The organism is Ramlibacter sp. MMS24-I3-19, from assembly GCF_050320135.1.
Lineage (GTDB): Bacteria > Pseudomonadota > Gammaproteobacteria > Burkholderiales > Burkholderiaceae_C > Ramlibacter.
In genome coordinates this window covers 3,998,138-4,024,180 of the sequence record NZ_CP190017.1, presented here as the reverse complement: position 1 = coordinate 4,024,180, position 26,043 = coordinate 3,998,138, and the positions used below count along the sequence as shown (strand labels likewise).

The following is a 26,043-nucleotide window of genomic DNA, read 5'->3' as shown; positions in this document are numbered from 1 at the left end:
ATCCGGCAGGCTGAAGAGAATCTCCGGCGAGCCAGGCAGCACCTGGACGAGGTGCGCCGGATGCCCTGCTTCAGTGGCAGGAGTCTGGCGCCGTAGCAGCCTCAGCTGTCCCGCTCGATCAGTTCGATCTTGTAACCGTCCGGGTCCTGCACGAACGCGATCACCGTGTTGCCGCCCTTCACCGGGCCGGCCTCGCGCGTGATGGTGCCGCCGGCGGCGCGGATCTTCTCGCACGCAGCCGCGACGTCGGGGACGCCCAGAGCGATGTGGCCGTAGGCCGTGCCCATCTCGTAGCTGGACACGCCGTGGTTGTAGGTGAGCTCGATTTCGGCGTGGTCGGGGTTGGTGCCGTAGCCGACGAAGGCCAGCGAGTACTTCTGCTCGGGCCGCTCGGTGGTGCGCAGCAGCTTCATGCCGAGCACCTTGGTGTAGAAGTCGATCGACCGCTGCAGGTCGCCGACGCGGAGCATGGTGTGGAGGAGTCGCATGCGGCGATTATCGGCATCGACCCCGGTCCGCGCACACGGTGGGACTGGATGCCGGCTCGAGCCCGGCATGACAGGCAGGGGACGTCCCGCGCGCGTTCAGGCGTCGCGCGCGATGACGCGCACCACCACTTCGGCGTCGGTGGCGAATCCCATGCGCTCGTACAGCCCGCGTGCCGTGCGGTTGGCGCTCATCACGTGCAGGAACGGCTGCTCGCCGCGTGCGAGCTGGCGCGCGATCAGCAGTTGCATGAGGCGGCGTGCGAGGCCGCGGCCCTGGTGGTCGGGGTGGGTGCAGACGCCGCTCACTTCGCGCGCCGTCGCGGTGCGGGTGCGCTCGCCGGCCATCGCGATCAGGCGTCCCTGGTCGAACACGCCGACGTAGTCGCCCATCTCCAGCGTGCGCGGGCCGAACGGGCCCGGCCTGGTCAGCGCCGCGAGTTCGACGGCGGCGTCGACATGCGAAGGGCCGAGCGGCACGGCCTGCAGCGAAGGATCAGCGGCCGGCGGTTCGTCCCGCCAGGCCATGCGCACCATGAAAGCTTCGAGCTCGACCCGCCAGCCCGCGGGCGCAGGGCCGTCCCAGTCGGCGCAGTACAGGCGCTCGCCGGGTTCGCAGAACGGCGCCAGCGCATCGAGGTCGGGCGTGCGCGGCGTGGCGAACGCGGCGATGGGGGAGAAGCCACTGGCGTAGCGGCGCGCGGCGGCGGTGCCGACGGACCACGCGCGGTGCGGACCATCGAGGCTTTGCCAGAAGACGTTGTCGAGCGACGGCATGCGCGGATCATAGGCAGGGACGCGGTGCGCCCCGGACGGTGTCATTGCGGGCTTGACCCGCAATCCAGTCCGGCGCGTGGACCAGGCGCGGCCTGGATGCCGGGTCAAGCCCGGCATGACAGTAAAGCGCTGGATGCCGGGTCAAGCCCGGCATGACAGGCGGGGGGACCACGCCCTCAGCGCAGGTCGAACACCAGGCACGTCGTCGTCGCATGCGCGTACAGCGTGCCGTCCGGTCCGTACAACTTCGCCTCCGCCGTCGCGAGCTGCCGGCCCGCATGCAGCACCTTGCCCTCGGTGCGCACGCGCGGCGCCTTGGCGCCGATGGCGCGCACGATGTTCACGCTGAGTTCGGCGGTGGTGTAGCCGCGGCCCGCCGGCATCTTCGTGTGCACCGCGCAACCCATGGCCGAATCGAGCAGCGTGGCGTACCAGCCGCCGTGGATGCCGCCCATGGGATTGAGGTGCGCGGGGCCGGGCGTGCCCTGGAACACCGCATGGCCGTCGCCGGCCTCGACCAGCAGGAAGTCCAGCGTCTTGGCGATGGGCGGGTAGGGCAGTTCGCCCGCGAGCATGCCCTGCATCAGCTGCAGGCCGGACAGGCCGGCCACCTGCTCGGGCCGGACCACGCCGGGGCCGGCGCCGTCGAAGCGGGCGTTCTGCTCGCGCTCCTGCGCAAGCCATCGTTCGAGCTGGTTCTCCTGGGTCATCGAGGCGTCTCCATGGCGGCTGCCGCCAAAACTTGCATGTACAACGGTTGCAGCTACACTAATCCGCCATGGACACCGCTGTCAAGCCGCAGGGCTGCACCAACCTCAAGCTGCGCCAGCTGATGCGCCGTGTGGCGCAGCTGTACGACGCAGAGGTGGGCAAGACCGGCCTGCGCGGCACGCAGTATTCGCTGCTGTCGTACGTGTGCAAGCTCGGCCCGGTGCGGCCGGTCGACCTGGCGCGGGAGATGAAGGTCGATGCGTCCACCCTCAGCCGCAACCTGCGGCCGCTGATCGACGCCGGCTGGATCGTGATGGAGCCGGGCGCCGACGCGCGCAGCCGCGTGGTGCGCGCCACCGACGCCGGCCGTGACAAGCGCCAGGAGGCGCAGCGCCGCTGGCGCGTGGCGCAGGAGCAGCTCAATGCCACGCTGGGCACGCGCCGCGTCGTCGCGCTGCATGCCCTGCTCGACGAATGCTCGGGGCTGCTCGCCCCATCCACCCCGGAGGACCGCGATGACTGACACCACCAATCCCGCGGCGACGCGGGTGCCCCCTGCCGTCTGGCTCGTGCTGCTGGCCGCGGCCGGCACCTTCGCGCTCACCATGGGCGTGCGCCAGACCATGGGCCTGTTCCTCGCGCCGCTCAACACGTCGACGAAGCTGGGGCTGGCCAGCATCAGCCTGGCGTTCGCTTTCGGGCAGCTGTGGTGGGGCCTGACGCAGCCCTTTGCCGGTGCGGTCGCCGACCGCATCGGCGCCGGCCGCGTGCTGCTGATGGGGGCGGCGCTCGTGGCGCTGGGCACCTTCATCACGCCGTTCATGACCACCACGTGGGGCCTGATCTTCGCGGTGGGCATCCTGGCCGCCGGCGGCGCCGGCATGGCGGGCCCTGCGGTGCTGATGGGAGCGGCCACGCGGCTGGTGCCGGCGGACAAGCGCGGGCTTGCCACGGGCATCGTCAACGCGGGCGGGTCGACGGGGCAGTTCCTGCTGGCGCCGATCTCCGCCGCCCTGATCGTCGGCATGGGCTGGTCCGCCGCGATGCAGGTGCTGGCCGTGCTGGTGCTGTTCGCATTGCCTGCGGCCCGGGTGCTGCGGGGCAATGCGCGCCAGGCCGCGCCCGCGGGGCAGAAGGCAGTGAGTGCGCGGGCGGCGATCGGCGAGGCGTTGCAGCACCGCGGCTTCCTGCTGCTGGCGGCCGGCTTCTTCGTCTGCGGGTTCCATGTCGCCTTCCTCGCCACGCACCTGCCCGGCGTGGTGGCGTCCTGCGGGCTGGCGACGCAATGGGCTGGCTGGGCCGTGGGCATCCTCGGTCTCTTCAACATCGTGGGCAGCGTGGCGATGGGATGGGCCGTCGGCCGCTGGCGCATGAAGTCGCTGCTGGCGATGCTCTACGCGGTGCGTGCCCTGGCCATCGTGCTGTTCCTGCTGGCGCCCAAGACCGGGCCGGTGGTGCTGGTGTTCGCGGCGGTGATGGGCGCGTCATTCCTGTCGACGGTGCCGCCGACCGCGGGACTGGTGGCGAAGTTCTTCGGGCCGGCCAACATGGCCATGCTGTTCGGCGTGGTGATGCTCACGCACCAGGCCGGCGGCTTCCTTGGCGCGTGGCTCGGCGGCACGGTGTTCCAGGCCACCGGCAGCTACGACGCCGTGTGGATCGCCGATGCCCTGCTGGCGGTCGGCGCAGCCCTGGTCCACCTGCCGATTCCCGAAACGCCGCTCGCAAGGCGGGCGATGCCGGCGGCTGCCTGACCTTCTGCTGACGGGGGGCGGCCCACCGAGTCGGGTCCGCCATATTCCTGCAGGCGGCTAGGAGAAACCCGGAAGACGAACGTCCGGCCAGCGTCCAGAGTGGGACTCGCAATTGGGGACTCAGCACGGATGTTGCGGCTGCCGGCCGCAGCCGGGCGTTCCCGTCGCCGTCACCGCCATGGCCACCATCCATGCCTCGCCCACCGTCCTCGTCGTCGACGACGAGCGCGACTACCTGGACACGATGGCGCTGCTGCTGCGATCGCAGGGGTACCGCGTGCTCACGGCGGCCGGCGGAGAGCCGGCACTGCGACAGCTGTCGATGCAGCCTGTCGACGTGGTGCTCACCGACCTGGCCATGCCCGACTACGACGGCTTTCGCCTGCTGCAGGCCGTGCGGCGGCAGCCGCGCTGCTGCGACGCGCTGGTGATCGCCGTGTCGGGCTGGGGCGGCCGCGCGACGGCGGCCCGCTGTGCCGCGGCCGGGTTCGATGCCTTCTTCGTCAAGCCTTGCAACCTGCGTGATCTGCTGTGGACCATGGGTGCGGGCCTGATGCGCGTCGGTGGGGGCCTGCCGTCCAGATCCGGCGAAGTCGGATGACGGCGCCTGCCGCGATGCAGGCGCAGGATGGAGGTGTGCGGGTGTTCGATCGCTTCAGGCGCGGGGCATTCCCCTTCCGCGCCAGCAACATGGCCGAGGGCTTCGGCGCCAGCGTTGGCGCCGCGGCCGGTGCCGCCCTCGGCGGCTGGCTGGACGGTGGCACGGGTTCGTTCGGGGGCGCGGTGGTGGGCGGCGTCGCCGGCGCGCTCACCGGCCGCGAGCTGTGGTGCCGGCTGCACAAGGACGAGAGCGGGGCGGCAACCGCCAAGGTCGGCGGTGCCGCCGGCGCAACCGGAGGTGCCTTGGCCGGGGCCGCAGCGGGCGCGGTCGCAGGTCCCGCGGGCGTGGTGGCCGGTGCGGCCGTGGGCTCCGCGGCAGGCGACAAGCTCGGGCGCGGCGCTGCGCAGTGCATCGACGGCCATGCCCGCGATCCTGCATCGGAGCACGACCTGGCTGCGGGTGCGGGCTCCGCTGGCGGCGCCGTCATCGGCGCCGTGGTGGGGACGACCGTCGCCGGCCCCGTGGGCACCGCCGTCGGCGCACGGGCAGGCGCTGCGGTGGGCGACCTCGCCGCGCGGGAAACGGCGGCCCATGCCGCCGAGAAGGACCAGCTGGCGCACAGCGACCGGTCGCAGTGAGGCGGCGGCTGCTACGCGGCCTTCGGAGCCGGGCCGGACAGGCCTTCCAGGTCTTCGAGGATCGGGCAGTCGGGCCGGTCGTCGCCCTGGCAGCAGTGGATCAGGTGCCGCAGCGTGTTGCGCATCGCTTCCAGCTCCTGGATCTTGCGATCCAGGTCCGCGAGGTGCGCGGACGCCACCTTCCTGACGCTCGCGCTCGGCCGCCTGCGGTCCTGCCACAGCTTCACCAGCTCCGCGATCTCCGCCATCGAGAAGCCCAGGTCGCGCGAGCGCTTGATGAAGCGCAGCGTGTGCACCTCGTTGCCCGTGTAGACGCGGTAGCCGGACTCGGTGCGGTGCACCTTGGGCAGCAGCCCGAGCGCTTCGTAGTGGCGCACCATCTTCGGCGTGACGCCGGCCTTCTGCGCCGCTTCGCCGATGTTCATGCCTTCGCCGATCGCCTTCATGCGGCCCTCCCTGTCCAGCGGCGCAGCGTCAATGCGTTGGTCACCACGCTGACGCTGGAGAACGCCATGGCGGCCCCGGCGATCATCGGGTCGAGCATGCCGAACGCCGCCAGCGGAATGCCCACCACGTTGTAGATGAAGGCCCAGAACAGGTTCTGCCGGATCTTGGCGGAGGTCCTGCGCGAGATGTCGATGGCGTCGGCCACCAGCCGCGGATCGCCGCGCATCAAGGTGATGCCGGCGGCATGCATGGCCACTTCCGTGCCCGTCGACATCGAGAAGCCCACGTCCGCCGCAGCCAGCGCGGGCGCGTCGTTGATGCCGTCGCCCACCATCGCCACGACGCGGCCATCGGCGCGCAGTCCGGCCACGAAGGCCGCCTTGTCCTGCGGCAGCACCTGGGCGCGGACTTCGTCGATGCCCAGCGCGCGTGCCGTCGCCTGCGCCGCGCCCTCGTTGTCGCCGGTGACCATTGCGGACTTCACGCCGATGTGGCGCAGCGCCGCGATGGCCTCGATGGCGGTCGCCTTGGGCTCGTCGCCGAACGCGACCAGGCCCAGCAGGCGAGGCGAGTCCGTCACGTCGGCCAGCCAGGACACGGTGCGTCCTTCGGTCTCGAGTTGCGCGGCGCGCGCCTCCAGCATGGAGAGGTCCACCTGCAGCTCGCGCATCCACCGTGCGCTGCCCAGGCGCAGTTGGCGGCCCTCGACCGTCGCCGACATCCCGCGTCCGGCGACGGCCTGCGCGTCGCTCGCTGGCGCGATCGACAGCTGCCGCGTGGACGCCTCCTGCGTGACCGCGCGCGCCAGCGGATGTTCGCTGCCCGACTGCACGCTGGCCGCGAGCGCAAGCATCGCCTGCGCCTCGCCTTGCGCGGCTTCGAAGGCCACCAGCCGCGGCTTGCCCTCGGTGAGCGTGCCGGTCTTGTCGAATGCCACGATCCCGACCTTGTGGGCGACTTCGAGCGCCTCGGCGTCCTTGATCAGGATCCCGCGGCGGGCGGCGACGCCGGTGCCCGCCATCACGGCGGTCGGCGTCGCGAGGCCCAGTGCGCAAGGGCACGCGATGACCAGCACAGCGACCGCGTTGAGGATGGCGCGCTCCCAGTCGCCGGTCGTGAACACCCAGCCCGCCAGCGTGACGAGCGCCACGCCGATCACGACCGGCACGAACACCTCGCTGACCTTGTCGACGAGGCGCTGGATCGGCGCCTTGCGGGCCTGGGCCGACTCGACCATGCGCGCGATGCGCGAGAGCGTGGATTCGGCGCCTATCGCCGTGGCGCGCGCGACGAACAGGCCTTCGGCATTGACCGAGCCGCCCACGACCTTGTCGCCCACGCGCTTTGCCACCGGAAGGCTTTCGCCGGTGATCAGTGATTCGTCGACGTGCGTGGCGCCTTCGACGAGTTGCGCGTCGACGGGCACCCGTTCTCCCGGACGCACGACCACCACGTCGCCGACCTCCAGCTGCGAGGCCGGGATCTCGACCTCGCCGCCGTCGCGACGCACGCGGGCCGTGTCGGGACGCAGTGCATGCAAGGCGCGGATCGCCTCCGTGGTCTGCCGCTTCGCGCGGCCTTCGAGCCATTTGCCCAGCAGCACCAGCGTTATCACGACGGCGGACGCTTCGAAGTAGAGGTGCGGCGCCTCGCCGTGTGCGCCGTGGGCGGGCCGTGCGAGCAGCAGGTACAGCGAGAGGCCATAGCCCGCCGACGTGCCCAGGGCCACCAGCAGGTCCATGTTGCCGGCGCGGGCCTTCACCGCCTTCCAGGCCGACCGGTAGAAGCGCGCGCCCAGCCAGAACTGCACCGGCGTGGCGAAGGCGAGCTGCCACCAGCCCGATGGCGCGACCTGCAGGCCGAGCAGCGCTGCCAGCATCGGCAGCACCAGCGGCGCCGACAGCGCGGCGGAGACGGCGACGGGCCACCAGTCGGGCAGGCCACTCGTGTCCGCGCCGGCGGGCGAGGTTTCGGCGGTCGGGACGGCGGCGGTGTAGCCCGCCTTCCCGACGGCCGCGACGAGGCGGGGCTGCATCTCCTCGGCGCGGCCGACGAAGGTCACCTGCGCCTTCTCGGTCGCGAGATTCACCTCTGCCCCAAGCACGCCAGGCGTCTTCCTCAGGGCCTTCTCGACACGCGCCACGCACGAGGCGCAGGTCATGCCCGATACGTCGAGGCTGAGCGACTGCTCGGGCACCGCATAGCCGGCCTTCTCGACCGCGGCGCGCAGCTGCGGAACCTGGACGCCGGCGTCGGCGCGCACAGTGGCCGTCTCGGTCGCCAGGTTGACCGAAGCCTCCTGCACGCCAGGCACCTTCGCCAGCGCCTTCTCGACGCGCGCGACGCACGACGCGCAGGTCATGCCCTGCACGGGAAACTCGATGCCGGGCTGGTCGAGATCCAGGGACTTGAGGCGGTTGGGCAGGGTGGCTGTGGTCATCGGCACTCCTGGGCCGCGAGGGGCCCGATGGAGGAATCATCAAGCTTGCCATGATGGCAGGGTCAAGCCCTGCGCACCGGAAGCTACGTGCGCGGGCCCTGGCGCAGGGGTTGCAGCAGGTGCTTGAGGCCGTTGTGGTCGATCTCGTGCATCAGTGCCAGCAGACGGCCCAGCTCACCCGGCGGAAACCCTTCGCGGGCAAACCAGTTGAGGTAGTTGCCCGGCAGGTCGGCGATCAGCGTGCCCTTGTACTTGCCGTACGGCATCTCGGTGCTGACGAGGCGGGCGAGGGGATCGGACATGCAGGGATTCTGGCGTGCGGCGGGTGTGGCTTGTGACAGGCATCGCGATCAGTCCGGATCGATGTCGGGCGTGTCCGCGGCCGAGGTGGCCGGAAGGCCGCCGGTGCGCACGAGTGCATCCAGTGGACTGGCCGTCCCGCCTGCAGCGATCTTGAGCACGTGCGTGTAGATCATGGTCGTGCTCACGTCGCTATGGCCCAGCAGTTCCTGCACGGTGCGGATGTCCGTGCCCGACTGCAGCAGGTGGGTGGCGAAGCTGTGGCGCAAGGTGTGCGAGGAGACGGGCTTGTCGATGCCCGCCTGCACAGCGGCCACCTTCACGGCGCGCTGCAACCGCTCCTCGTGCAGGTGGTGGCGGCGGATGACGCCGGTGCGCGGATCGGTGCTGTGCTTCGGCGCCGGGAACACCCAGAACCACCCCCAGCTGCTGCCCACCTGCGGGTACTTGGCTTCCAGTGCATGCGGCACGTCGACACCGCCGTGGCCACTCTGGCGATCCTGCTGCCACAGCAGGCGTGCGAGTGCCAGTTGCTCGCGCAAGGCGGGCACCAGCGCTCGCGGCAGCATGACCACGCGGTCCTTGCTGCCCTTGGCCTCGCGCACGACGATCACCTGGCGCGCGAACTCGACGTCCTTCACGCGCAGCCGCATCGCCTCCATCAGGCGCATGCCCGTGCCGTACATCAGCCGAGCCGCCGTGCTCAAGGGCGGCCCGGGCAGCGCCGCCAGCAGCCGCGCGACTTCGCCAGGCGTGAGCACGGTGGGGATGCGCTTGCGCGTCGATGGTCGCTGCAACTGGTCGAGCCACTCGAGCCGCGTGCCCAGCACCTCGCGGTAGAGGAACAGCAGGGCGCTGAGCGCCTGGTTGTGCGTGGACGCCGACACGTGCCGCTGGCTGGCCAGCATCCCGAGGAACGCCTGCACCTCCGGCGCACCGAGTTCGCGCGGATGCCGCAGGCCGTGCCAGCGGATGAAGAAGCGGATCCAGTACACGTACGCGTGCTCGGTGCGCAGGCTGAAATGCAGGTAGCGCGCCCGCTCGCGCACTTGGTCAAGCAGGCGCGGCGCGGGATTGCCGGACGGGTGTGTGGCCATGCCAACGTTCTCCTGGTGAACCTGCCAGCAACGCTTGGCCGGGGAGGAGGGGCATCGTTAGACTGGTGGAGGGTTGCGGCCAAGCAGGTCCGTCCTTCGAAGACCCGTTATCCGGCAATGGGGAGAGAACATGCAGTCGTTGCAACGACTTAGGTCTGAATGTCAGGCCAGCTTATTCAGCAGACTTGGTGTGGCAGCTTTAGAGCTGCGGCCGATATTGAGTTGAACCTCATGAGACCGCGCGTAGTTTTTGTCGACGTTGACGACACCTTAGTCCGGAGTGTCGGGAGCAAGCGGATCCCGATGCCTGATGTCGTGGCACGTGTTCGCCGGCTGCATGCAGATGGTGCGACTCTTTACCTGTGGAGCTCGGGAGGCGCGGAGTACGCCCGCGATTGCGCTACTGAACTTGGCCTCGAAGGTTGCTTCGCGGGCTACCTGCCGAAGCCGGACGTGTACCTCGATGACCAGCCCGTCCACGAGTGGCGGTACTGCAAGCACGTGCTGCCAGGAAACGCACATGAGGTCTAACAAGTCGTTCGACAAGGACACGCAGCGGCATTGCGCCGCAAGCCGTGCAGGTAAGCATCCGTCTTGCGGCGCAATGCCGCTGCGCGCCGGTCAACTCCGACGTTAGACCTCATGAAACCGGTCATAGACGCCAGTGCCGCCGACTATCTGAACTCGATCGGCGCGATCATCCATGAGTGCGATCTGCCGGCGACGAAGAGAGTGCGCGCCGCAGCGAGTTGCCTTGCCATCGCACAGGATCATCATCATGCGATCGTGGCACTTCTGGATCATGAGCTCTATGCATCCAGTTTCGCACTGGTTCGCGTAGCGTTCGAGGCCTATGTCCGTGGCGAATGGTTGGCTTTATGCGCGACCGATGCCGAGGTGGATAAGTTTGTCGAAGGCGCTGAGCCGCCGAGAATCGGAATTCTTTTGGAGAGTCTGGAGCAGACCGAAACTTTTAGCGAGATGATCCTTTCCGAAGTCAAGGAGAACTCGTGGAGGGCCATGTGCGCGTTCACGCATACAGGCGGTCTGCACATTCAGCGGTGGAACACTCCGGAAGCAATCGAGCCCAACTACGATGATGCGGAGGTGCGCAAAGTGCTTTCGTCTGCTGAAACCATTGGCGCTCTCTCTGTCGTCGGCATCGCGTCCCTCGCTGGAGATGAGCCGGCTGCGGAGAAGGTTCTGAAGTTGTTCCGCGAGAGAATGGGCGCATGAGCTCTAACAAGTCGGTCGACGCGGACACGCACCGGCAGCGCGCCGCGAGGCGCGCGGGTGATCGTGCACCTCGCGGCGCGCTGCCGGTACGTGCCGGTCACCTCCCACGTTAGGCCTCACTGTGTCGCTTGAGCGCAGACGTCACGCCCGCAGACAACCGATCGAGGAATCGGTCCGCTTGGCGGTGTCGGAGTTCATTGGAAAGTCGGGGCAGGTTGAAGCAGAGCGCCACAGCCACGAGCGGCGATCGGATGATCTGCTGTTGTGGGTGCATCTTCGCGAGCCGATTGCCGGCACTGTCCTCTCACTTTTACGTCGCCGACTTTGGGAACTGTTGCACGCGACAATTCCGCGTGGTGGCGAGTGCGAAGACTGGCTCGTCGTAATTCAATCCAATGGTGTCAAGCTCGCGACGGTGTCGAGTGCGACCAAGCACGCAGAGTTCGAAATCGGTGCGGGTGATGCCTAACATGTCGTTCGACACGGACACAAACCGGCAGCGCGCCGCCAGGCGTGCGGGTAATCGTGCACCTGTCGGCGCGCTGCCGGTTTGCGCCGGTCAACTTCGACGTTAGATCGCATGAACCGCTCGCTGCTTATCCTGGCACCGATGATTGCTGCTGCAGCAGCGATCGAGTCGATTGTTCTCGGCAGGATCGCCGTACATCCCGCGGGTGGGGGCGACGAGACCGGCAATGTCTTTCGCTTCTTTGTCTCCTGGGCATCACTTCCGTTGGCAACGTGCCTAGGCGCGGCCGTTCTGCTGGCGCGGTTTGGGCGAGTGGTCCCAGTGGCGCGCTATGCCGTTGCGCTTGGCCTTGGTGTGTTGTTGGTCGTCGTCGCCCTTGCGCAGTACGGACACGCTACTCCGGGTTTCCTGATGCTGGCGCTCGTCGGCCAATTTGGGCTAGTGGTCGCCGCGAGCTGGAGAGCCTGGCGCAGTGCGATCTAACATGGCAATCGACACGGACGTCCTATCGGCCCGCTCTCGCGCGCCTACTGTCCGCCGGTCATTTCTACGTTAGAGCTCACGGAAAGCACATGCGCAAATCAGCCGACTTATCGAAGAGAGCCGATGAACTGATTGCCGAAGGCAAGGCTTTGTCGACCACCAAGTATCGAGAGGGAAGCGCTTACGGCGTGGACTACGTAGATGAACCACGTATGGCGGGTTTCAGATCGGCATGCTTGTCGTTCTTGCAACGGGTGTATGGCTCATCCCACCCGCACTATGCGGAGTTCGCGGAGCACGCGAGCTCTCATTACTACAGCAGTGCACTGAAAGGTGTTGCGATTCTTGAGTCAGTTAAGCGGGAAATTGATGGGGGCTGGTTGTCGTCTGTCCGTGACCTCGTCAGTGCGGAGGTGTTCTCTGATTTCCTTGAGATGGCCGACCACTTGCTGGAGGCAGGCTACAAGGATCCGGCAGCTGTAATGATCGGCTCAGTTCTTGAGGAACGCCTTCGTCAGCTGTGCGCGAAGAATGGTCTTGAGACTACGGAAGATAAGGACGGACGTGACGTCCCGAAACGGGCAGATCGCTTAAACGCCGACCTCGCGAAGGCGGAGGTCTATTCCAAGCTGGATCAGAAGCTCATAACGGCCTGGCTGGACCTTCGGAACAAGGCAGCACATGGAAACTATGGTGAATACGACGCAAGCCAAGTGCGCCATATGGCCACTGGAGTCACGGAGTTCCTAGTGCGAGCTTCCGTGTGATGAGCTCTAACAGGTCGTTCGACGCGGACACGCAGCGGCATTGCGCCGCGAGCCGTGCGCGGGAGCATACGTCTCGCGGCGCAATGCCGCTGCGTGCCGGTCAACTCCGACGTTAGACAGCATCTCAACGCCGTGTCTGCCTACCTACGTACCGACGAGAGAGAAGAGGCCGTTCGGTCGATCGAATGGGCGGCTCTCCAGGCGGCGCAGCTCAAGGAAGATCCATACTTGTGGAAGTGGGTCTTGATCTCTCTGCACAACGCAGTCCAAGGCTTCTTGGTCCTAGCACTTTGTCGAGGTAATGGACTGCTGACCCTCACGCCGAAGTCAGCCGAACGTTGGATGAAGGCTTATGAAAGCGGAGAAGCCTTTCCGCCAGACCGGCTCGATGACTTCTTGAGCCTGTACGCAAAAGCCAAAGATCAAGAGAACTTCCATATGTTCGGTTCAGGTGCATTTCGGCCTGGGCTTACTCACGACCGCAGCATGGCGCTACTGAATGAGTTTCGGAACATGTTCACTCACTTCACGCCCAAGGGTTGGTCCCTGGAACTGGCCGGACTGCCGTCGATCTGTCTCGACGCCCTCGACGTTGTTCGCTGGTTCGGGTGGGAGACCACCGCGGTCACTTGGTACGAGCCGAACTTTGTAGAGCGATCCAAGCGCAGCCACGAGCAACTTGCTGCGAGCTTGAGCGCTTTGTCAAACGGGGATGCTGCCTAGCATGTCGTTCGAGACGGAAACGCAGCGGCGTTGCGCCACAAGCCGTGCAGGTGAGCATGCGTCTTGCGGCGCGATGCCGCTGCGTGCCAATCAACTCCGACGTTAGGCTGCACAGGACTTCGCTGAGAGATCGACCGCCATGCAACACCAGTCATCACCTTCGCTGGAGGGCTCCTGCCACTGTGGCGCGGTCAGGCTCATGCTGCCCTTCATGCCTGAAACAGCCACGCGCTGCAACTGCTCGATCTGTCGCCGTCTTGGGACGGTATGGGCGTACTTCGAGTTCGGCACGGTCTCGATCGAAGGTCACCCTGACCAGACCGTCGGGTATGTCCAGGGTGACAGAACCCTCAGCACGATCCGCTGCAAAACGTGCGGCGTCGTCACACACTGGGAGCCGCTGCCGCCGCAACTCGGCGCGAGGCACGGGGTGAACCTGAATAACTTCGATCCAAGGCTCCTCGAATCCGTGCGCATCCGTCGTTTCGATGGAGCGGACACGTGGGCATTCCTGGACTGAGAAAACCAGGTGCCGGTGCTGCCTGACAGGTTGTTCGTGACGGACGTCCCAGGGCGTCCGCGCCAGCGGCGCTCCGTTGTGAACGAATGACCTCCGCGTCGCTCATCTTCCGGCTGGTCGACGCAAGCGACGCCGAACCACTCGCCGCCCTGCGCGTGGAAGCCATGCGCCCGAGCCTGGAGAGCGTGGGCCGCTTCGATCCCCATCGGGCACGTCGACGCTTCCTCGATGCGTTCTCGCCCGAGCACACGCACGAGATCCTGTCGGACGGGATTCGCGTCGGCTTCTTCGTGGTAAGGCCGCAGGAGCACGGACTGGTCCTGGACCACCTGTATGTCCGGCCCACCCACCAGGGATGCGGCATCGGCGCCGCCGTCTTGCGAGCCGTGTTTGCGGAAGCGGACGCCCGAGGCGTGGCCGTCCGCGTCGGCGCGCTGAAGGAGAGCGAGTCCAACCGGTTCTATGGTCGCCATGGCTTCGTGATGGTGAGCCAGACCGAGTTCGACAACCACTATGTCCGGCGACCTGGCCGCAGGATCCAGGTGCCTGTCCCACCAGCTGATTGAATGGACCCGCGGCCGACGAGGGGCAGCCAGCCCCTCGTTCCCCCGCTGGCCGCTCGCCGGCCCGCGTGCTACGGTCCCGGCTCCCAAAACCGCAGCTGGAGACAAGACGATGGCTCGTTCGTTCCGCATTGCCGCCCTGGCAGCATTCGGCGCCCTCCTGGCCGGGTGTGCCGGCGCTCCTTCGCAAGGCCAGGCACAGGCGCCTTCGTCGGCCGGCGTCGTGAAGGTCACGCCGCTCGGTGGCTTCGACGGCGAGTTCTGCGCCCAGGACCGCGCAATGCTCTTCGAGGATCCCAACGGCACGCGCATCCTCTACGACCCGGGCCGCAGCGTGATGGGCGCCAGCGATCCGCGCCTGGGCAAGATCGACATCGTGCTGGTCAGCCACATGCACGGCGACCACCTGGGCAACGCCTACACCAAGGCCATCGGCGCGGGCAGCTGCGCGAGCCCCGACATGTCGGTGTCGGCGCTGCCCAACTCCAATGCCGCCAACATCGCGATCGCCAAGAAGTCCAAGGTCGTCACGGGCAGCGACATGCCCTCGTTCTTCGCCGCCAAGTTCCGCGCCAACGGCGGCAACCCGGCCGATTCCATCCTCGCGCGCTTCGGCGGCAGCGTTACCGTGGGCGGCGTGCGCATCGCCACGGTGACGGCGATGCACAGCAATGGCCTCGACCCGGAGTACATCCCCGGCGAGATGGGCAAGGCGATGAAGGACGCCGGCATCTGGGGCAGCGTCGGCCTGGCCACCGGCTATGTGCTGCGCTTCAGCAATGGCCTGGTCGCCTACCTGTCGGGCGACACCGGCATCACCGCCGACCAGGACCGCGTGGTGCGCGGCCTGTACGGTGCGAAGCTCGCGGTCATGAACATCGGCGACGGCTTCACCACCGGCCCGGCCGAGGCCGCGTACGTGATCAACGACCTGGTCAAGCCCGCCACGGTGATCGCCTCGCACGCCAACGAAGCCGGCACGGTGGGCGGCAAGGTGCGCCCCGGCAGCAAGACCGAGGCGTTCATCAAGGCCGTGAACGGCGCGTCCGTGGTCGTCCCGCTCTCGGGCAGGACCATGGAGTTCGACGCCGCGGGCAAGTGCACGGCGGGCTGCTCAGCACCAGCCATGGAAGCCAGGCCATGACGACCGAGGCGTTCGACGCGTTCCTCAAGACCGCCTGGGCCGAGCACGGCGACCGGCCCCAGCAGGTGGCCGACCAGCTCGCGGCGTCGCTGCCGCTCGTGCAGTCGTCAGCCCAGGTGCGGCCCTTCGCCGCGCTGGCGTCGCACGTGTATGGCGAACACCTGGGCCAGTGGGAAGCCGGGATCGCGCTGCTGGACTCGATGCGCGCACTGCCATCGCAGGACGGCAGTGCTGCGGCGCACGAGCCGATCGCGCGCGCGATCGCGACGCTGCGCTATGCGGGCGGCGATCCGTCGGTCCTGGGCTCGCTGGACGCGCACGACCGCACCTTCGTGCTGGCCAGTGCGGCAGCGATGTTCACCGGCCGCGGCGAGTTCGATCGCGCCATCGCTGCGTACAGCCAGGCGGTCAAGGCGGGCGAGGCAGGCCTTGCGCCGAAGTCGCCCGCCGTGGGCGCCCTTGCCGTCGGCGGCAACAACCTGGCCGCGGCGCTCGAAGGCAAGGCGGATGCGACCGCGCGTGAGCTCGAAGCGATGGTCGCGGCGGCCGAGGGCGGTCTCACGTTCTGGAAGCAGGCGGGCACCTGGCTGCAGGAGGAGCGCGCCGAGTACCGGCTCACGCGCAGCCTGCTGCGGGCAGGGCGGGCTCGCGACGCGGTCGCCAGTGCGCAACGGTGCATCGCCGTGTGCGCAGCCAACGACGCGCCGGCGTTCGAGCGCTTCTTCGGGCAGGCCGTGTTGGCGCTCGCGCTGCGTGCTGCCGGTGATGGGAGAGCGTTCGCGACGCATCGCGACCTCGCGCTGGGGCTGCTCGCGCAACTGCCCGAAGGCGAGAAGGCCTGGTGCGAGCGCGAACGCGCGGAACTTGGCTGACGGCCTCCCACTGCTGTCATTGCGGGCTTGACCCGCAATCCAGTCCGGGGCATCGACAACCCTCCGGCCTGGATGCCGGGTCAAGCCCGGCATGACAGGTCTTCCCTTGTCACCGTGGTAACTTTCAAAGCCATGCCCGACCTTCCTCCCACCACCGACCCCGGCGCCGAAGAATTGCCGCCACTGCCCAGCGCACCGCTGGGCCGCTACCGCCACTACAAGGGCGGCGTGTACGACGTCGTCGGCGTCGCGCGCCACAGCGAGACGCTCGAGCCCATGGTGGTCTACCGGCCGCTCTATGGGGCCGCGGGCCTGTGGGTGCGGCCGTATGCGATGTTCTTCGAGCACATCGAGGCCGAGGGCCGCTCGCAGCCGCGGTTCGCGCCCGTCGTCGCCGATCCCGACGAAGGTCCGGTCACCTGACCGGCGTGGCCGTGGGCGCCATCGACCCTGCCTCGCTGGCGCAGGTGCACGTGCCGCTGCCCGCGGTGATCGCGCTCGTCGCCTTCATCGGCTGGCGCATCGTGGTGCGCGTGCGGCGGCTGCTCACGCGGCAGAGGCTGCGGCCGTGGCGTGCGCGGCTGTCGCTGGTGCTGTTCCTGTGGACCGGCCTGGGCCTGATCCCGCGCCTGTGGGGCGATGCGGTGGGCCTGGCATCCGAAGCACTCGGCCTGGCGTTCGGCGTCGGACTGGCGCTGCTCGCGTTGCGGCACGCGCAGTTCGAACGCACGGCCGATGGCATCTTCTACAAGCCCGACGTGCGCATCGGACTGGGCCTGTCGGTGCTGCTGGTCGGGCGGGTGGTGTGGCGCGTGGTGGAACTCGCGCATTCGCCCAACCCGCTGGCCGAGTCGCCCGACGCCTTCATCCAGAGCCCGGCCACGCTGGTTGTGCTGGGCACATTGATCGGCTACTACGGCTTGTATGCGGCCGGGCTGCTGCGCGAGCGGCGGCGTTTGCTCAGGCCCAGCGCCGCCTGACACGCCGCTGAACGCGCGCCTGCCGAGCCACACGTGGCCCGGCAGACGGATTAAGGTCGCGGGACCCCGCCAGGAGCAACGCATGGCCGCCATTCCCGCCCCGCGCACCGCCCGCCCGCCCCTCTACCGCTCCCTGTACGTGCAGGTGCTCACCGCGGTGATCATCGGCGTGCTGCTCGGCCACTTCGCGCCGTCCACGGGCGAGGCGATGAAGCCGCTGGGCGACGGCTTCATCAAGCTGATCAAGATGATGATCGCGCCGATCATCTTCTGCACCGTCGTCACCGGCATCGCCGGCATGGAAGACATGAAGAAGGTGGGCAAGACCGGCGGGCTGGCGCTGCTGTACTTCGAGATCGTGAGCAGCATCGCGCTGGTGATCGGGCTGGTGCTGGTGAACACCATCGGGCCCGGCCGCGGCATGAACGTCGATCCGGCATCGCTCGACACCAAGGGCATCGCGTCGTACACCGCGCCCGGCAAGCTGGGCACGACGACCGAGTTCCTGATGAACATCATCCCGAACACGATCGTGGACGCCTTCGCCAGGGGCGAGATCCTGCAGGTGCTGCTGATCGCCGTGCTGTTCGGATTCGCGCTGCACCGGTTCGGCGGCCGCGGCTCGCTGGTGTTCGACTGGATCGAGAAGACGTCGCACGTGCTGTTCACGATGGTGGGCTTCATCATGCGGCTGGCCCCGATCGGCGCGTTCGGCGCGATGGCCTTCACCATCGGCAAGTACGGCCTGGGTTCGCTGTTCTCGCTGGGCAAGCTGATGGGAGCGTTCTACGCCACCTGCCTGATCTTCATCTTCGTCGTGCTGGGCATCATCGGGCGGCTGCACGGCTTCTCGGTGTGGAAGGTGGTCAAGTACATCCGCGAGGAACTGCTCATCGTGCTGGGCACGTCGTCCTCCGAGTCGGTGCTGCCGCGCATGATGGAGAAGATGGAGAACCTGGGCGCGCGCCGCACGACGGTGGGCCTGGTCATCCCGACCGGCTACTCGTTCAACCTGGACGGCACCAACATCTATCTCACGATGGCCGCGGTGTTCATCGCGCAGGCCACCAACACGCCGATGACGCTGACCCAGGAACTCACGCTGCTGGGCGTGCTGGTGCTCACGTCGAAGGGCGCCGCCGGCGTCACGGGCAGCGGCTTCATCGTGCTGGCGGCCACGCTGTCGGCGGTGGGGCACGTTCCGGTGGCAGGCCTCGCGCTGATCCTGGGCATCGACCGCTTCATGTCCGAAGCCCGCGCGCTGACCAATCTGATCGGCAACGCGGTGGCCACGCTGGTGGTGGCGCGCTGGACCGGCGATCTCGACATGGTGCAGCTGCGCGAGCAGCTCGACGCCGGTCCGTCGGAAGACCCCGAGGCGGTGTACGACGCCCACGCGGCGCACATGGGTGCGTCCGAGGTGGCGCAGCAGCCGCGGACCTGAACGCATCACGCCATCCAGGGCTCCGGGCGACCGCCTACCCGGTTCACTTCTTCGGAGTGGCGCCGCCCGACGACGAGCTCGAATGCGACTCGGTGTGCGTGTGACGGGTGGTGGTGGTCGTCGTCTTGCGCACGGCCTTCTTCTTCTTCTTCTTCTTGGCCGTCGTCGGCACCACCTGCGCGCTGTCGACGCGAACAGGCTCCTGCTGCTCGCGCGGTGCAGCCGAGGCCGCAGTGGCGAGCGCGACGCCGGCCAGCATCACCATCCAGTGCTTGTTCATCCGGGTCTCCTTGATGTGTCCCGGCAATGGTTGCCGGACCACCCTCGCGCGGGTGTGGCAAGGCGTTGATGTTGTTCGGGGTTGCAACGCGACGCCCGGAGCGCCTAGCCGCGGAGGGAAGGAACGCCCTGCCGGCTCAGTGATTCACCGATGGAACGCGCCACTTCGCGCAGCGCGTCGCCATCGCGATCGACGAGATCGGGGCGCGCGCCGCGGCTGAAGCAGCACAGCGTGCCGAAGGTCTGCCCGTCCGGCAGCACCACGGGCGCACTCACGTAGCAGCCGATGCCAAGGCGTTCGGTGATCGGCAGCAGGGCGGCCTCGTGCGACAGCGCGCGAATGTCCCTGATCACCGGGGGCAGCCGCCCCTGCACGACATACATGCAGTAGGTGTCGAGCAGCCGGTCCGAGCGGCCGACATCGACTGCGGTGTCGATGTCCCGAGCCGTGCTGACCACGCGGAACACGCGCCGGTCGTCCACCAGCTGCGCCACGAACGCGACCTCCATGTCGAGCGCCGTCCGCACGTCGGCCAGGTAGGGCGTCAGCCAGTCCAGCCGGTGGTCCGTGCTGCCGGCCGTCGTGGCGAACGCGATGGATCGTGCGATCTCGTGCAGGCGAGATGCTGCGGAGGCGTGTGTCTCCATGCGTCGAGTTTGGCCCTTGCAGCATGCGGCGCAAGCTCAGCGCTACAGCTGCTGATACTCAGCTCCCCGTCAGCTCCGGGTGGAGTGCCGAAGCGATGGAAGATCCAGGCCCGAAGTCCGTTCTGCTGCGCGTGGTGCCGCTAGCCAGCCATTCCCACCAGCACCGAAGTCGGGCCAGCCGTCGGTACCACCCTGTCGAGCCGGAAACCGCCCGCCTGGAACAGCGCCGCGTACTCGTTCGCGGTGCGTTCACGGCCACCGGTCAGCGCCAGCATGACGACGTCGAGCACCTTGGCAGGATGCGGACCGGTGGTCGTGGGCAGCACCTGTTCGATGACCAGCAGGTGCGAGTGTGGCTGCGCCGATCGGCGCACCGCCCGCAGGATGGCCACCGCATCGTCGTCGGCCCAGTCGTGCAACACCTGGCTGACGATGTAGGCATCGGCCCGGGGCAGTTCGTCATGGAAGAAGTCGCCGCCCTGGACCTGCATGCGCGGTGCCGGGGCCGCTCCTGCCACGACGCGAGGCAGATCGAACAGGATGCCGGTGGCCGACGGCGTCGCCTCGAGGATCGCGGCCAGCACATGCCCGCGGCCGCCGCCGATGTCCGCGATGCGCGCGTACGGGCTGAAGTCGAATGAAGGAAGCAATGCCGCGATCTCGGCGAACGACTTGGACGTCATGGCCGCATCGAAGACGCGGGCGTCGTCGGGATGGTCCTTGAAGTAGTCCCACATGCCGCCGGGCACGACGCGCTTCACCGCCGCCTGGCCGGTCTGCGCCGCCGACGCCAGTTCGCCGGCGGCCGCCCACTGGATCGGGCCGCCGATCATGCGCGCGAACGCCCGCATGCTCTGCGGATGGTCGCTGCGGAGATGGCGCGACAGTTCGGTGTGCGCCCAACCATCGCCGACCTGCTGGAAGAGGCCGGCCGTCTCCAGCAGGCGCAGCATCCGGGCGAGGGTGGGTGCGTCGCACCCCGAGCGCTGCGCGAGGGCGGCCACGCCGATCGGCTCGTCGCCGACGTGGTCCGCCACGCCGAGTTCGGACAGGACGTGCAGGCAGCGCGGGAGGAAATGCCCGGTGGCAAGCAGCCAGAGCCTTGCAGGCGCGGGGATCGGATCCATGGGGAGGCCTCCTTCGACCCACTGGCCGGGCCGCGAGGCCACTTTAGGCGGCGTCCGCTCGTTCGTCACGCCGCATTCCGCGGAGCTCGAGCTGCCGCGTGGCGACTCGGCAGTCTTGCAGACCCCGCGCCGCCTCAGCCTGGCTGCGGTGCGACACCCAGGAACGTGTCGAGCATGTGGAAGTGGTCGTCGTGCAGCCGCGCTTCCAGCTGCGGCAGCTGGTCCACCTTCACCCACTGCGCGGCCGCCGCATCGTCGCCGCCCTGCACCGGCGGCGGCGCCATGTCGCCCAGGTCGAAGAAGAAGGTGTGGGTGATGATGCGGCCGCGCTGGCTGCGCTCGGGGTGGTCGAAGATGCGCACGCCCTTCAGCCGCTGCTGCATCTCGCGCGTCGACAGCGGCAGCCCGGTCTCCTCGACCAGCTCGCGCAGCGCCGCATGCAGCACGGGCTCGCGCGGCTCGAGGAAGCCGCCTGGCAGCGCCCACAACCCACGTCCCGGCGACCGCCCGCGCCTGATCAACAGCACGTGGCCGCCGGCATGCACGACGGCATCGACGGTCACCAGCACGACGGGGTAGGGCGCCACCGACCACTGGCGCTTCTCGTGCGCGATCTGGCGCCAGTCGTCGCGCACGGTCGCGAAGACCGGCGTCGCGATCCAGTCGCGCAGGAACGAGAGCGCAGAGGCAGGCAGGGTGTCCTCCAGCGCAAACAGCCCGCGCATCGGGTCCTCGGCCGCATACAGCTGCTCGAGCCACGCGACGGCCTGCGCATCGCCGTCACCGCCCGCAGCATGGTCCAGCGTCCAGCCGGTGGGCAGGTCTTGGGCGTCGACTGGTGCCTGGCCCGCGACGACCCAGCGGACCTGGTGCTCGCCGGCGATCGCCGCGCCCATGTCACGCAACAGCCGCTGGTCGTCCCAGTGCTCGCGCAGCGGCACGAACTCGGCCTGCATGCGCTCGTCGTCGGTCAGCGCCGCCCGCAGCATCGCGATGCGCTGGTCCGCGTCGAACGGGTTGGCCGGCGAGGGCGCCATGTGCGCGCGGCGCACGAACACCACGCAACGCGGTGCACGCGCCAGGGCGGCCCGCACCAGCGCCAGGTTGGCCGCGTTGGGCAGCAGGAACCGGCCGGCGCAGACAGCAAGCGACGCGGCCGCGGGCGTGCGCTTCCTGTCGTTCACCCCGCCACCACGTGCAGCGCGCCGAGCGCCTGGCCCACCACGCCGTGGCCGGCCCAGAAGCGCGCCTTGCTCGATGGGTCGGGCTCGCACAGGTACATCTCGTGCGCGGGCCGCGTCAGGATGCGCAGGCCGCTGGCACGCAGCATCGCTTCGACGCCGGCGTGGTTGGCCACCCACCAGTTGCTTTCGTCGCCGGCGAAGCGGTGCTCGATGAAGGCCATCTTGGGCCAGCCCGGCTCCAGCAGCGGCTCGCGTTTCTCCAGCGGATGGTCTTCGGTGTGCGGATAGACCTCCTCGCCCGGCATCGTGAGCGTCTGGAACATCAGCAGCTTGCGCGTCTTCTGCGCCAGCAGGTCGAGCGCCAGCATCGGGTAGCGCAGGTGATAGAAGACCCCCATGAACCACACCAGGTCGAACTGCTCCTGCAGCTGCGCCACCTCGTACACGCCCATGTGGCGGAACTCGACCTGCTTGTCGAGGCCGAACTGCTTCGCCGCCCAGCGCGCCTGGTTGAGGTACAGCTCCTCGACGTCGATCGCCAGCACCGACGCACCGCGCCGCGCCAGCTCGAAGCTGTAGAAACCGGCGTTGCACCCGACGTCCAGCACGCGCCAGCCCGACAGGTCCTGCGGGATGTGCGGCGCGATCTCCAGCCACTTGAAGCGCGGGAAGTCGCCGCCGATGAAGCTGTTCGGCAGCGTCTGCACGCCGCCGGGCAGGTGCAGGTTGTGGAACCAGGGGCCGAGCGAGTCGATCTCGCGCTGGAGGTCCTGCGCGTCGGCGGTCTCCGCGCGCTGCAGCGTGCTCTGCATCCGTTATCTCCCGATGGCGTGGTATTCGAATCCCTGGGCACGGACCCCCGGGTCGTACAGGTTGCGGCCGTCGAAGATGACCGGCTGGCGCATCACCTTCCGCAGCGTCTCGAAGTTGGGGCTCTTGAAGGCCGGCCACTCGGTGACGATCACCAGCGCGTCGGCGTCCTGCGCGCACTCCATCGGCGTCTGCGCGAAACGCAGCCGGTCCAGCATGGAGCTGCAGCCCGAGCAATCGTTCGCCAGCACCTTCTTCGCCTGCGCCATGGCCACGGGGTCGTAGGCCATCACCTGCGCGCCGCGCTCCAGCAGGCACTTCAGCACGATGCGGCTCGGCGCCTCCCGCATGTCGTCGGTGTGCGGCTTGAAGGCCAGGCCCCACACCCCGAACAGCAGGCCCTTGAGGTTGCTGCCGAAGCGGGCGTTGATCTTCTGCACCAGCACGTGCTTCTGCGCCTCGTTCACCGCCTCCACTGCTTCCAGCACGCGAAGGTGGCGGCCGTGGGACGAGGCGGTGCGGATCAGGGCACGCACGTCCTTGGGGAAGCAGCTGCCGCCGTAGCCGGTGCCGGCGTAGAGGAAGCTGTAGCCAATGCGGCCGTCCGAACCCATGCCCTTGCGCACCTGCTCGATGTCGAGGCCGACCTCGGAGGCCAGGTTGGCCAGCTCGTTCATGAAGCTGATGCGGGTGGCCAGCATCGCGTTGGACGCGTACTTGGTCAGCTCGGCCGACTTCACGTCCATGGTGAGCATGCGTTCCTGCACGCGATTGAAAGGCGCGTAGAGGCGCTGCAGCAATTCCTTGGCGCGATCGCCGGTTGGACCCGGCTCGGTGCCGATGACGATGCGGTCCGGCCGCATGAAGTCGTCGATCGCCGCGCCTTCCTTCAGGAACTCGGGGTTGGACGCCACGGAGAAGTCGTCGATGCCGTTGGGCATTCCGCGCACCTGCAGCGCATCGGCGATGGTCTGCCGCACGCGCTCGCCGGTGCCCACCGGGACGGTGGACTTGGTGACCACCACCTTGAAGCCCTGCATGAAGCGGCCCAGGTTCTCCGCGGCCGACAGAACCTGCCCGAGATCGGCGCTGCCGTCCTCGGCCTGCGGCGTGCCGACGGCGATGAACTGCACCTGCGCATGCGCGACTGCCTGCGCCGTGTCGCTGGTGAAGTGCAGGCGGCCGTCGTCGCGGTTGCGCTGGATCACATCGTCCAGGCCCGGCTCGTAGATCGGCACCTTGCCGGCATTGAGCATGTCGACCCGGCGCGGATCGACGTCCAGGCACACCACGTCGTTGCCGACGTCGGCGAGGCACGCCGCGGTGACCAGGCCGACGTAGCCCGCTCCAATGACGGTGACGTTCATCGCGCAGCCTCCGGTTGCAGTTCGAGCGCGTAGCCCACCAGTTGCTCGGCGCGGTGCGCGGCGGTGTGCTCGGCGAGGATGCGGGCACGCGCGCGCTGCGCCATCGCCAGCCGCTCGTCCTCGTCCATGCCGCGCAGCACGGCCAGCACTTCGGCGGCGGTGTCGGCCAGCACGATCTCGCGGCCGGGCGCGAGCAGCGTCTCCAGCCCGTCCCAGCGGTCGCTGATGATGGGCACGCCGCACGCCGCGGCCTCGAACAGCCGCACGCTGGGCGACCAGCCGGCGCGGATCATGTCGGCGCGGGTGATGTTCAGCGTGAAGCGCTGGCGGTTGTAGAAGGCGCGGTGCTCGGCCGGTGGCAGGTGCGGCCGGTACTCGACGTTGGCCGGCCAGACGATGGACTCGGGGTACTGCGGGCCGGCGACGATGAAGCGGCCCTGGCGCCACTCGCGCGCGGGCTGCAGCAGCAGGCGATCGACGCCGGGCTGGCGGTCATCGCTGTATGTGCCCATGTAGCCCAGGTCCCAGACCTTCCCATGGTCCTCGGGGAAGTACAGCTGCGGGTCCACCGAGCAATACAGGACACGCGCACGGGGCGAGCCGAACTCGCGCTCCAGCTTGCGCAGCGTCGGGCCGCCGGTGAACGACAGGTACAGGTCGTAGCCGCGGATCTGGTCGGGGCGCAGGTACTCGTGCTCGCCGCGTGCCAGCTTGGCCAGCGTGACGGGCGTGTCGATGTCGTAGAAGGCGGTGCGGCCCTGCGCGGTGCGCTGCACCCAGTCGCCCACCTGGTCACCCTGCCGCACGTAGGAGCCGACGATGACGAGGTCGGCGTCGCGCACGTCGGCCGCGAAGCGGTCCTGCAGTTCCTCGACACTTCCGTACAGCTCGGTGCGGCCCCAGGGCGGCTGCGGCAGGTCGCGGTTGCTGGCATACCAGGGCTGGTCGCGCTCGAGGAACAGCACGTCGTGGCCCGCGGCCACGAGTTCGCGCACGAGCGCGCGGAAGGTGGTCGCGTGGCCGTTGCCCCAGGACGAGGTGATCGACAGGCCGAGGATGGTGATGGAGAGGCGCTGCGTCATGCGGTCACCTCCAGCGCGCTCTGCGCGCGACCTTCGAGCACCTCATCCAGCTGCGCCGCCCGATGCGCATACGTGTGATCGGCCAGCACGCGCCTGTAAGCGGCCTGGCCCACCGCGCGGGCCTTGGCGGCATCGAGCGACTGCACGTGCTGCGCGACCTCGTCGCCGTTGCGGGCCACCAGCATCTCGGTGCCGGGCTCGAAGAACTGCTCCAGGCCTTCCCACGCATCGGTGATCAGGCAAGCCGCCGCGCCCGCCGCTTCGAACACGCGCGTGGCCGGCGAGAAGCCGTAGCGCGCCATGCTCTCGCGGCTGATGTTCAGCACCGCGAGCGGCGTGCAGTTGAAGGCGTTGTGGTCGGCGGTGTAGACATGGCCCAGGTACTTCACGTTCGCGGGCATGCCCTTGTCGCCCCAGCCGCTGCCGCCCAGCAGGAACCTGCGATCGGGCAGTTGCGCCGCGGCCTTGAGGAAGAACTCCTCGACGCGTGCTTCGCGATCGGGCAGCCGGTTGCCCAGGAAGCCCAGGTCACCCGTGAAGCGCGGCTCGGGCGCGACCGGGAAATGCGTGCTGGGGTCCAGCGCGTTGTAGATCGGGATGCAGTCCTTCGCGCCCAGGCCCTTGTACGCATTGCGCACCGGCTCGCCGCCGCCGTAGGTGAGCACCAGGTCGTAGCGCGGCGCGAGTGCGCGCAGCGGGTCGGCGGCGTTGCCGTGCATGCGGTCCAGCGTGGCGGGCGCATCGACGTCCCAGTACACGACCAGCGTTTCCGGGCCCTGCAGGTCGAGCACGGCGCGCTCGAGCAGCTCGTCGTGAACGCCCACGCCACTGGCCTTGACCACCAGGTCGGCGCCGCGCGCCTGCTCCACGGTGCGCAGCACCTCGGCCTCGCTCTGTGCCGAGTACACGACGACCTTCGCCCACGGCGGATCGGCCATGTCGCGGTGCTTCTGGCGGTCGAACGCGTCGGGCTCGTAGAAGGTGACGCGGTGGCCACGCTCGGCCAGCGCGCGCACGATGCCGCGGTAGTAGGTGGCCGCGCCGTTCCAGTACGCCGAAACCAGGCTGGAAGCGAAGAACGCGATGTTCATGCCA

General features: G+C 68.6%; 32 protein-coding genes. 17 read left to right on the top strand and 15 right to left on the bottom strand.

What is annotated here, in order from left to right:
• Nucleotides 1–101: 101 nt before the first annotated feature.
• From gloA to ACPWT1_RS19910, 3 genes are all read right to left on the bottom strand, one after another.
• Complete coding sequence (gene gloA / locus ACPWT1_RS19920) at nucleotides 102–488, bottom strand: lactoylglutathione lyase (RefSeq protein ID WP_427912868.1); 387 nt, start codon at nucleotides 486–488, stop codon at nucleotides 102–104.
• A 96-nt stretch (nucleotides 489–584) separates the two neighbouring features.
• Nucleotides 585–1,262 carry a GNAT family N-acetyltransferase gene (locus ACPWT1_RS19915; RefSeq protein ID WP_427912867.1) on the bottom strand — a complete coding sequence of 226 codons (678 nt, stop codon included), beginning with the start codon at nucleotides 1,260–1,262 and terminating at the stop codon, nucleotides 585–587.
• Nucleotides 1,263–1,438: 176 nt separating this feature from the next.
• Nucleotides 1,439–1,972 (bottom strand): PaaI family thioesterase, encoded by a 534-nt coding sequence (locus ACPWT1_RS19910; protein ID WP_427912866.1) that lies wholly within the window; start codon nucleotides 1,970–1,972, stop codon nucleotides 1,439–1,441.
• A gap of 68 nt (nucleotides 1,973–2,040) precedes the next feature.
• Here ACPWT1_RS19910 and ACPWT1_RS19905 point away from each other — a divergent pair, with 68 nt between their 5' ends.
• The 4 genes from ACPWT1_RS19905 to ACPWT1_RS19890 all read left to right on the top strand — a co-directional run bounded on the left by ACPWT1_RS19905 (nucleotide 2,041) and on the right by ACPWT1_RS19890 (nucleotide 4,966).
• Complete coding sequence (locus ACPWT1_RS19905; protein ID WP_427912865.1) at nucleotides 2,041–2,496, top strand: MarR family winged helix-turn-helix transcriptional regulator; 456 nt, start codon at nucleotides 2,041–2,043, stop codon at nucleotides 2,494–2,496.
• Entirely contained in the window at nucleotides 2,489–3,727 is a 1,239-nt protein-coding gene (locus tag ACPWT1_RS19900; RefSeq protein WP_427912864.1) for an MFS transporter, read from the top strand. The genes ACPWT1_RS19905 and ACPWT1_RS19900 overlap by 8 nt, the downstream gene beginning before the upstream one ends.
• Before the next feature lie 178 nt (nucleotides 3,728–3,905).
• Nucleotides 3,906–4,328: a response regulator gene (locus tag ACPWT1_RS19895; RefSeq protein ID WP_427912863.1), complete on the top strand. Its 423-nt coding sequence runs from the start codon at nucleotides 3,906–3,908 to the stop codon at nucleotides 4,326–4,328.
• Nucleotides 4,325–4,966 carry a hypothetical protein gene (locus ACPWT1_RS19890; RefSeq protein ID WP_427912862.1) on the top strand — a complete coding sequence of 214 codons (642 nt, stop codon included), beginning with the start codon at nucleotides 4,325–4,327 and terminating at the stop codon, nucleotides 4,964–4,966. Before ACPWT1_RS19895 ends, ACPWT1_RS19890 begins: the two co-directional genes overlap by 4 nt.
• A gap of 11 nt (nucleotides 4,967–4,977) precedes the next feature.
• On the opposite strand, the gene cueR is transcribed toward ACPWT1_RS19890, so the two are convergent.
• The 4 genes from cueR to ACPWT1_RS19870 all read right to left on the bottom strand — a co-directional run bounded on the left by cueR (nucleotide 4,978) and on the right by ACPWT1_RS19870 (nucleotide 9,250).
• Nucleotides 4,978–5,412, bottom strand: coding sequence for a Cu(I)-responsive transcriptional regulator (cueR, locus tag ACPWT1_RS19885; RefSeq protein WP_427912861.1), 435 nt, complete (start codon nucleotides 5,410–5,412; stop codon nucleotides 4,978–4,980).
• Complete coding sequence (locus ACPWT1_RS19880; protein ID WP_427912860.1) at nucleotides 5,409–7,853, bottom strand: heavy metal translocating P-type ATPase; 2,445 nt, start codon at nucleotides 7,851–7,853, stop codon at nucleotides 5,409–5,411. The genes cueR and ACPWT1_RS19880 overlap by 4 nt, the downstream gene beginning before the upstream one ends.
• Before the next feature lie 83 nt (nucleotides 7,854–7,936).
• On the bottom strand, nucleotides 7,937–8,155 hold the full coding sequence (locus ACPWT1_RS19875; protein WP_427912859.1) for a DUF3820 family protein: 219 nt from the start codon (nucleotides 8,153–8,155) through the stop codon (nucleotides 7,937–7,939).
• Between the two features lie 48 nt (nucleotides 8,156–8,203).
• Complete coding sequence (locus ACPWT1_RS19870) at nucleotides 8,204–9,250, bottom strand: integron integrase (protein ID WP_427912858.1); 1,047 nt, start codon at nucleotides 9,248–9,250, stop codon at nucleotides 8,204–8,206.
• A 159-nt stretch (nucleotides 9,251–9,409) separates the two neighbouring features.
• Here ACPWT1_RS19870 and ACPWT1_RS19865 point away from each other — a divergent pair, with 159 nt between their 5' ends.
• From ACPWT1_RS19865 to ACPWT1_RS19805, 13 genes are all read left to right on the top strand, one after another.
• Nucleotides 9,410–9,781 (top strand): DUF705 domain-containing protein, encoded by a 372-nt coding sequence (locus ACPWT1_RS19865; RefSeq protein ID WP_427912857.1) that lies wholly within the window; start codon nucleotides 9,410–9,412, stop codon nucleotides 9,779–9,781.
• 111 nt (nucleotides 9,782–9,892) lie between these two features.
• Nucleotides 9,893–10,486, top strand: a complete 594-nt coding sequence (locus ACPWT1_RS19860; RefSeq protein ID WP_427912856.1) for a DUF6988 family protein — start codon at nucleotides 9,893–9,895, stop codon at nucleotides 10,484–10,486.
• A gap of 178 nt (nucleotides 10,487–10,664) precedes the next feature.
• Nucleotides 10,665–10,955: a hypothetical protein gene (locus tag ACPWT1_RS19855; RefSeq protein WP_427912855.1), complete on the top strand. Its 291-nt coding sequence runs from the start codon at nucleotides 10,665–10,667 to the stop codon at nucleotides 10,953–10,955.
• 111 nt (nucleotides 10,956–11,066) lie between these two features.
• Nucleotides 11,067–11,438 (top strand): hypothetical protein, encoded by a 372-nt coding sequence (locus ACPWT1_RS19850; RefSeq protein ID WP_427912854.1) that lies wholly within the window; start codon nucleotides 11,067–11,069, stop codon nucleotides 11,436–11,438.
• An 89-nt stretch (nucleotides 11,439–11,527) separates the two neighbouring features.
• On the top strand, nucleotides 11,528–12,205 hold the full coding sequence (locus ACPWT1_RS19845; RefSeq protein ID WP_427912853.1) for a hypothetical protein: 678 nt from the start codon (nucleotides 11,528–11,530) through the stop codon (nucleotides 12,203–12,205).
• A 93-nt stretch (nucleotides 12,206–12,298) separates the two neighbouring features.
• Nucleotides 12,299–12,928, top strand: coding sequence for a hypothetical protein (locus tag ACPWT1_RS19840; RefSeq protein WP_427912852.1), 630 nt, complete (start codon nucleotides 12,299–12,301; stop codon nucleotides 12,926–12,928).
• A 211-nt stretch (nucleotides 12,929–13,139) separates the two neighbouring features.
• Nucleotides 13,140–13,448, top strand: coding sequence for a GFA family protein (locus tag ACPWT1_RS19835; protein ID WP_427912851.1), 309 nt, complete (start codon nucleotides 13,140–13,142; stop codon nucleotides 13,446–13,448).
• Between the two features lie 86 nt (nucleotides 13,449–13,534).
• Nucleotides 13,535–14,014, top strand: coding sequence for a GNAT family N-acetyltransferase (locus tag ACPWT1_RS19830; RefSeq protein WP_427912850.1), 480 nt, complete (start codon nucleotides 13,535–13,537; stop codon nucleotides 14,012–14,014).
• 109 nt (nucleotides 14,015–14,123) lie between these two features.
• Nucleotides 14,124–15,155 (top strand): MBL fold metallo-hydrolase, encoded by a 1,032-nt coding sequence (locus tag ACPWT1_RS19825; RefSeq protein WP_427912849.1) that lies wholly within the window; start codon nucleotides 14,124–14,126, stop codon nucleotides 15,153–15,155.
• Complete coding sequence (locus tag ACPWT1_RS19820) at nucleotides 15,152–16,027, top strand: hypothetical protein (protein WP_427912848.1); 876 nt, start codon at nucleotides 15,152–15,154, stop codon at nucleotides 16,025–16,027. The genes ACPWT1_RS19825 and ACPWT1_RS19820 overlap by 4 nt, the downstream gene beginning before the upstream one ends.
• Before the next feature lie 132 nt (nucleotides 16,028–16,159).
• On the top strand, nucleotides 16,160–16,450 hold the full coding sequence (locus ACPWT1_RS19815; protein ID WP_427912847.1) for a DUF1653 domain-containing protein: 291 nt from the start codon (nucleotides 16,160–16,162) through the stop codon (nucleotides 16,448–16,450).
• Between the two features lie 11 nt (nucleotides 16,451–16,461).
• Nucleotides 16,462–17,007 (top strand): hypothetical protein, encoded by a 546-nt coding sequence (locus ACPWT1_RS19810; RefSeq protein WP_427912846.1) that lies wholly within the window; start codon nucleotides 16,462–16,464, stop codon nucleotides 17,005–17,007.
• Between the two features lie 82 nt (nucleotides 17,008–17,089).
• Complete coding sequence (locus ACPWT1_RS19805) at nucleotides 17,090–18,451, top strand: dicarboxylate/amino acid:cation symporter (RefSeq protein ID WP_427912845.1); 1,362 nt, start codon at nucleotides 17,090–17,092, stop codon at nucleotides 18,449–18,451.
• A gap of 43 nt (nucleotides 18,452–18,494) precedes the next feature.
• Here ACPWT1_RS19805 and ACPWT1_RS19800 read toward each other — a convergent pair whose 3' ends face one another.
• The 8 genes from ACPWT1_RS19800 to ACPWT1_RS19765 form a co-directional block, all read right to left on the bottom strand.
• On the bottom strand, nucleotides 18,495–18,731 hold the full coding sequence (locus ACPWT1_RS19800) for a hypothetical protein (RefSeq protein WP_427912844.1): 237 nt from the start codon (nucleotides 18,729–18,731) through the stop codon (nucleotides 18,495–18,497).
• 104 nt (nucleotides 18,732–18,835) lie between these two features.
• Complete coding sequence (locus tag ACPWT1_RS19795) at nucleotides 18,836–19,378, bottom strand: GAF domain-containing protein (protein WP_427912843.1); 543 nt, start codon at nucleotides 19,376–19,378, stop codon at nucleotides 18,836–18,838.
• Between the two features lie 140 nt (nucleotides 19,379–19,518).
• The gene (locus tag ACPWT1_RS19790; protein WP_427912842.1) at nucleotides 19,519–20,505 is read right to left on the bottom strand and encodes a methyltransferase; all 987 of its coding nucleotides are present in this window, start codon (nucleotides 20,503–20,505) and stop codon (nucleotides 19,519–19,521) included.
• Between the two features lie 134 nt (nucleotides 20,506–20,639).
• Nucleotides 20,640–21,689: an NUDIX domain-containing protein gene (locus ACPWT1_RS19785; RefSeq protein ID WP_427912841.1), complete on the bottom strand. Its 1,050-nt coding sequence runs from the start codon at nucleotides 21,687–21,689 to the stop codon at nucleotides 20,640–20,642.
• The gene (locus tag ACPWT1_RS19780; RefSeq protein ID WP_427912840.1) at nucleotides 21,686–22,501 is read right to left on the bottom strand and encodes a TIGR04290 family methyltransferase; all 816 of its coding nucleotides are present in this window, start codon (nucleotides 22,499–22,501) and stop codon (nucleotides 21,686–21,688) included. The genes ACPWT1_RS19785 and ACPWT1_RS19780 overlap by 4 nt, the downstream gene beginning before the upstream one ends.
• A 3-nt stretch (nucleotides 22,502–22,504) precedes the next feature.
• Entirely contained in the window at nucleotides 22,505–23,866 is a 1,362-nt protein-coding gene (locus tag ACPWT1_RS19775) for a UDP-glucose dehydrogenase family protein (RefSeq protein WP_427912839.1), read from the bottom strand.
• A complete protein-coding gene (locus ACPWT1_RS19770) occupies nucleotides 23,863–24,948 on the bottom strand; it encodes a CgeB family protein (protein WP_427912838.1) in 1,086 nt (361 codons plus the stop codon). The genes ACPWT1_RS19775 and ACPWT1_RS19770 overlap by 4 nt, the downstream gene beginning before the upstream one ends.
• The gene (locus ACPWT1_RS19765) at nucleotides 24,945–26,039 is read right to left on the bottom strand and encodes a CgeB family protein (protein WP_427912837.1); all 1,095 of its coding nucleotides are present in this window, start codon (nucleotides 26,037–26,039) and stop codon (nucleotides 24,945–24,947) included. The genes ACPWT1_RS19770 and ACPWT1_RS19765 overlap by 4 nt, the downstream gene beginning before the upstream one ends.
• Between the last annotated feature and the right edge of the window lie 4 nt (nucleotides 26,040–26,043).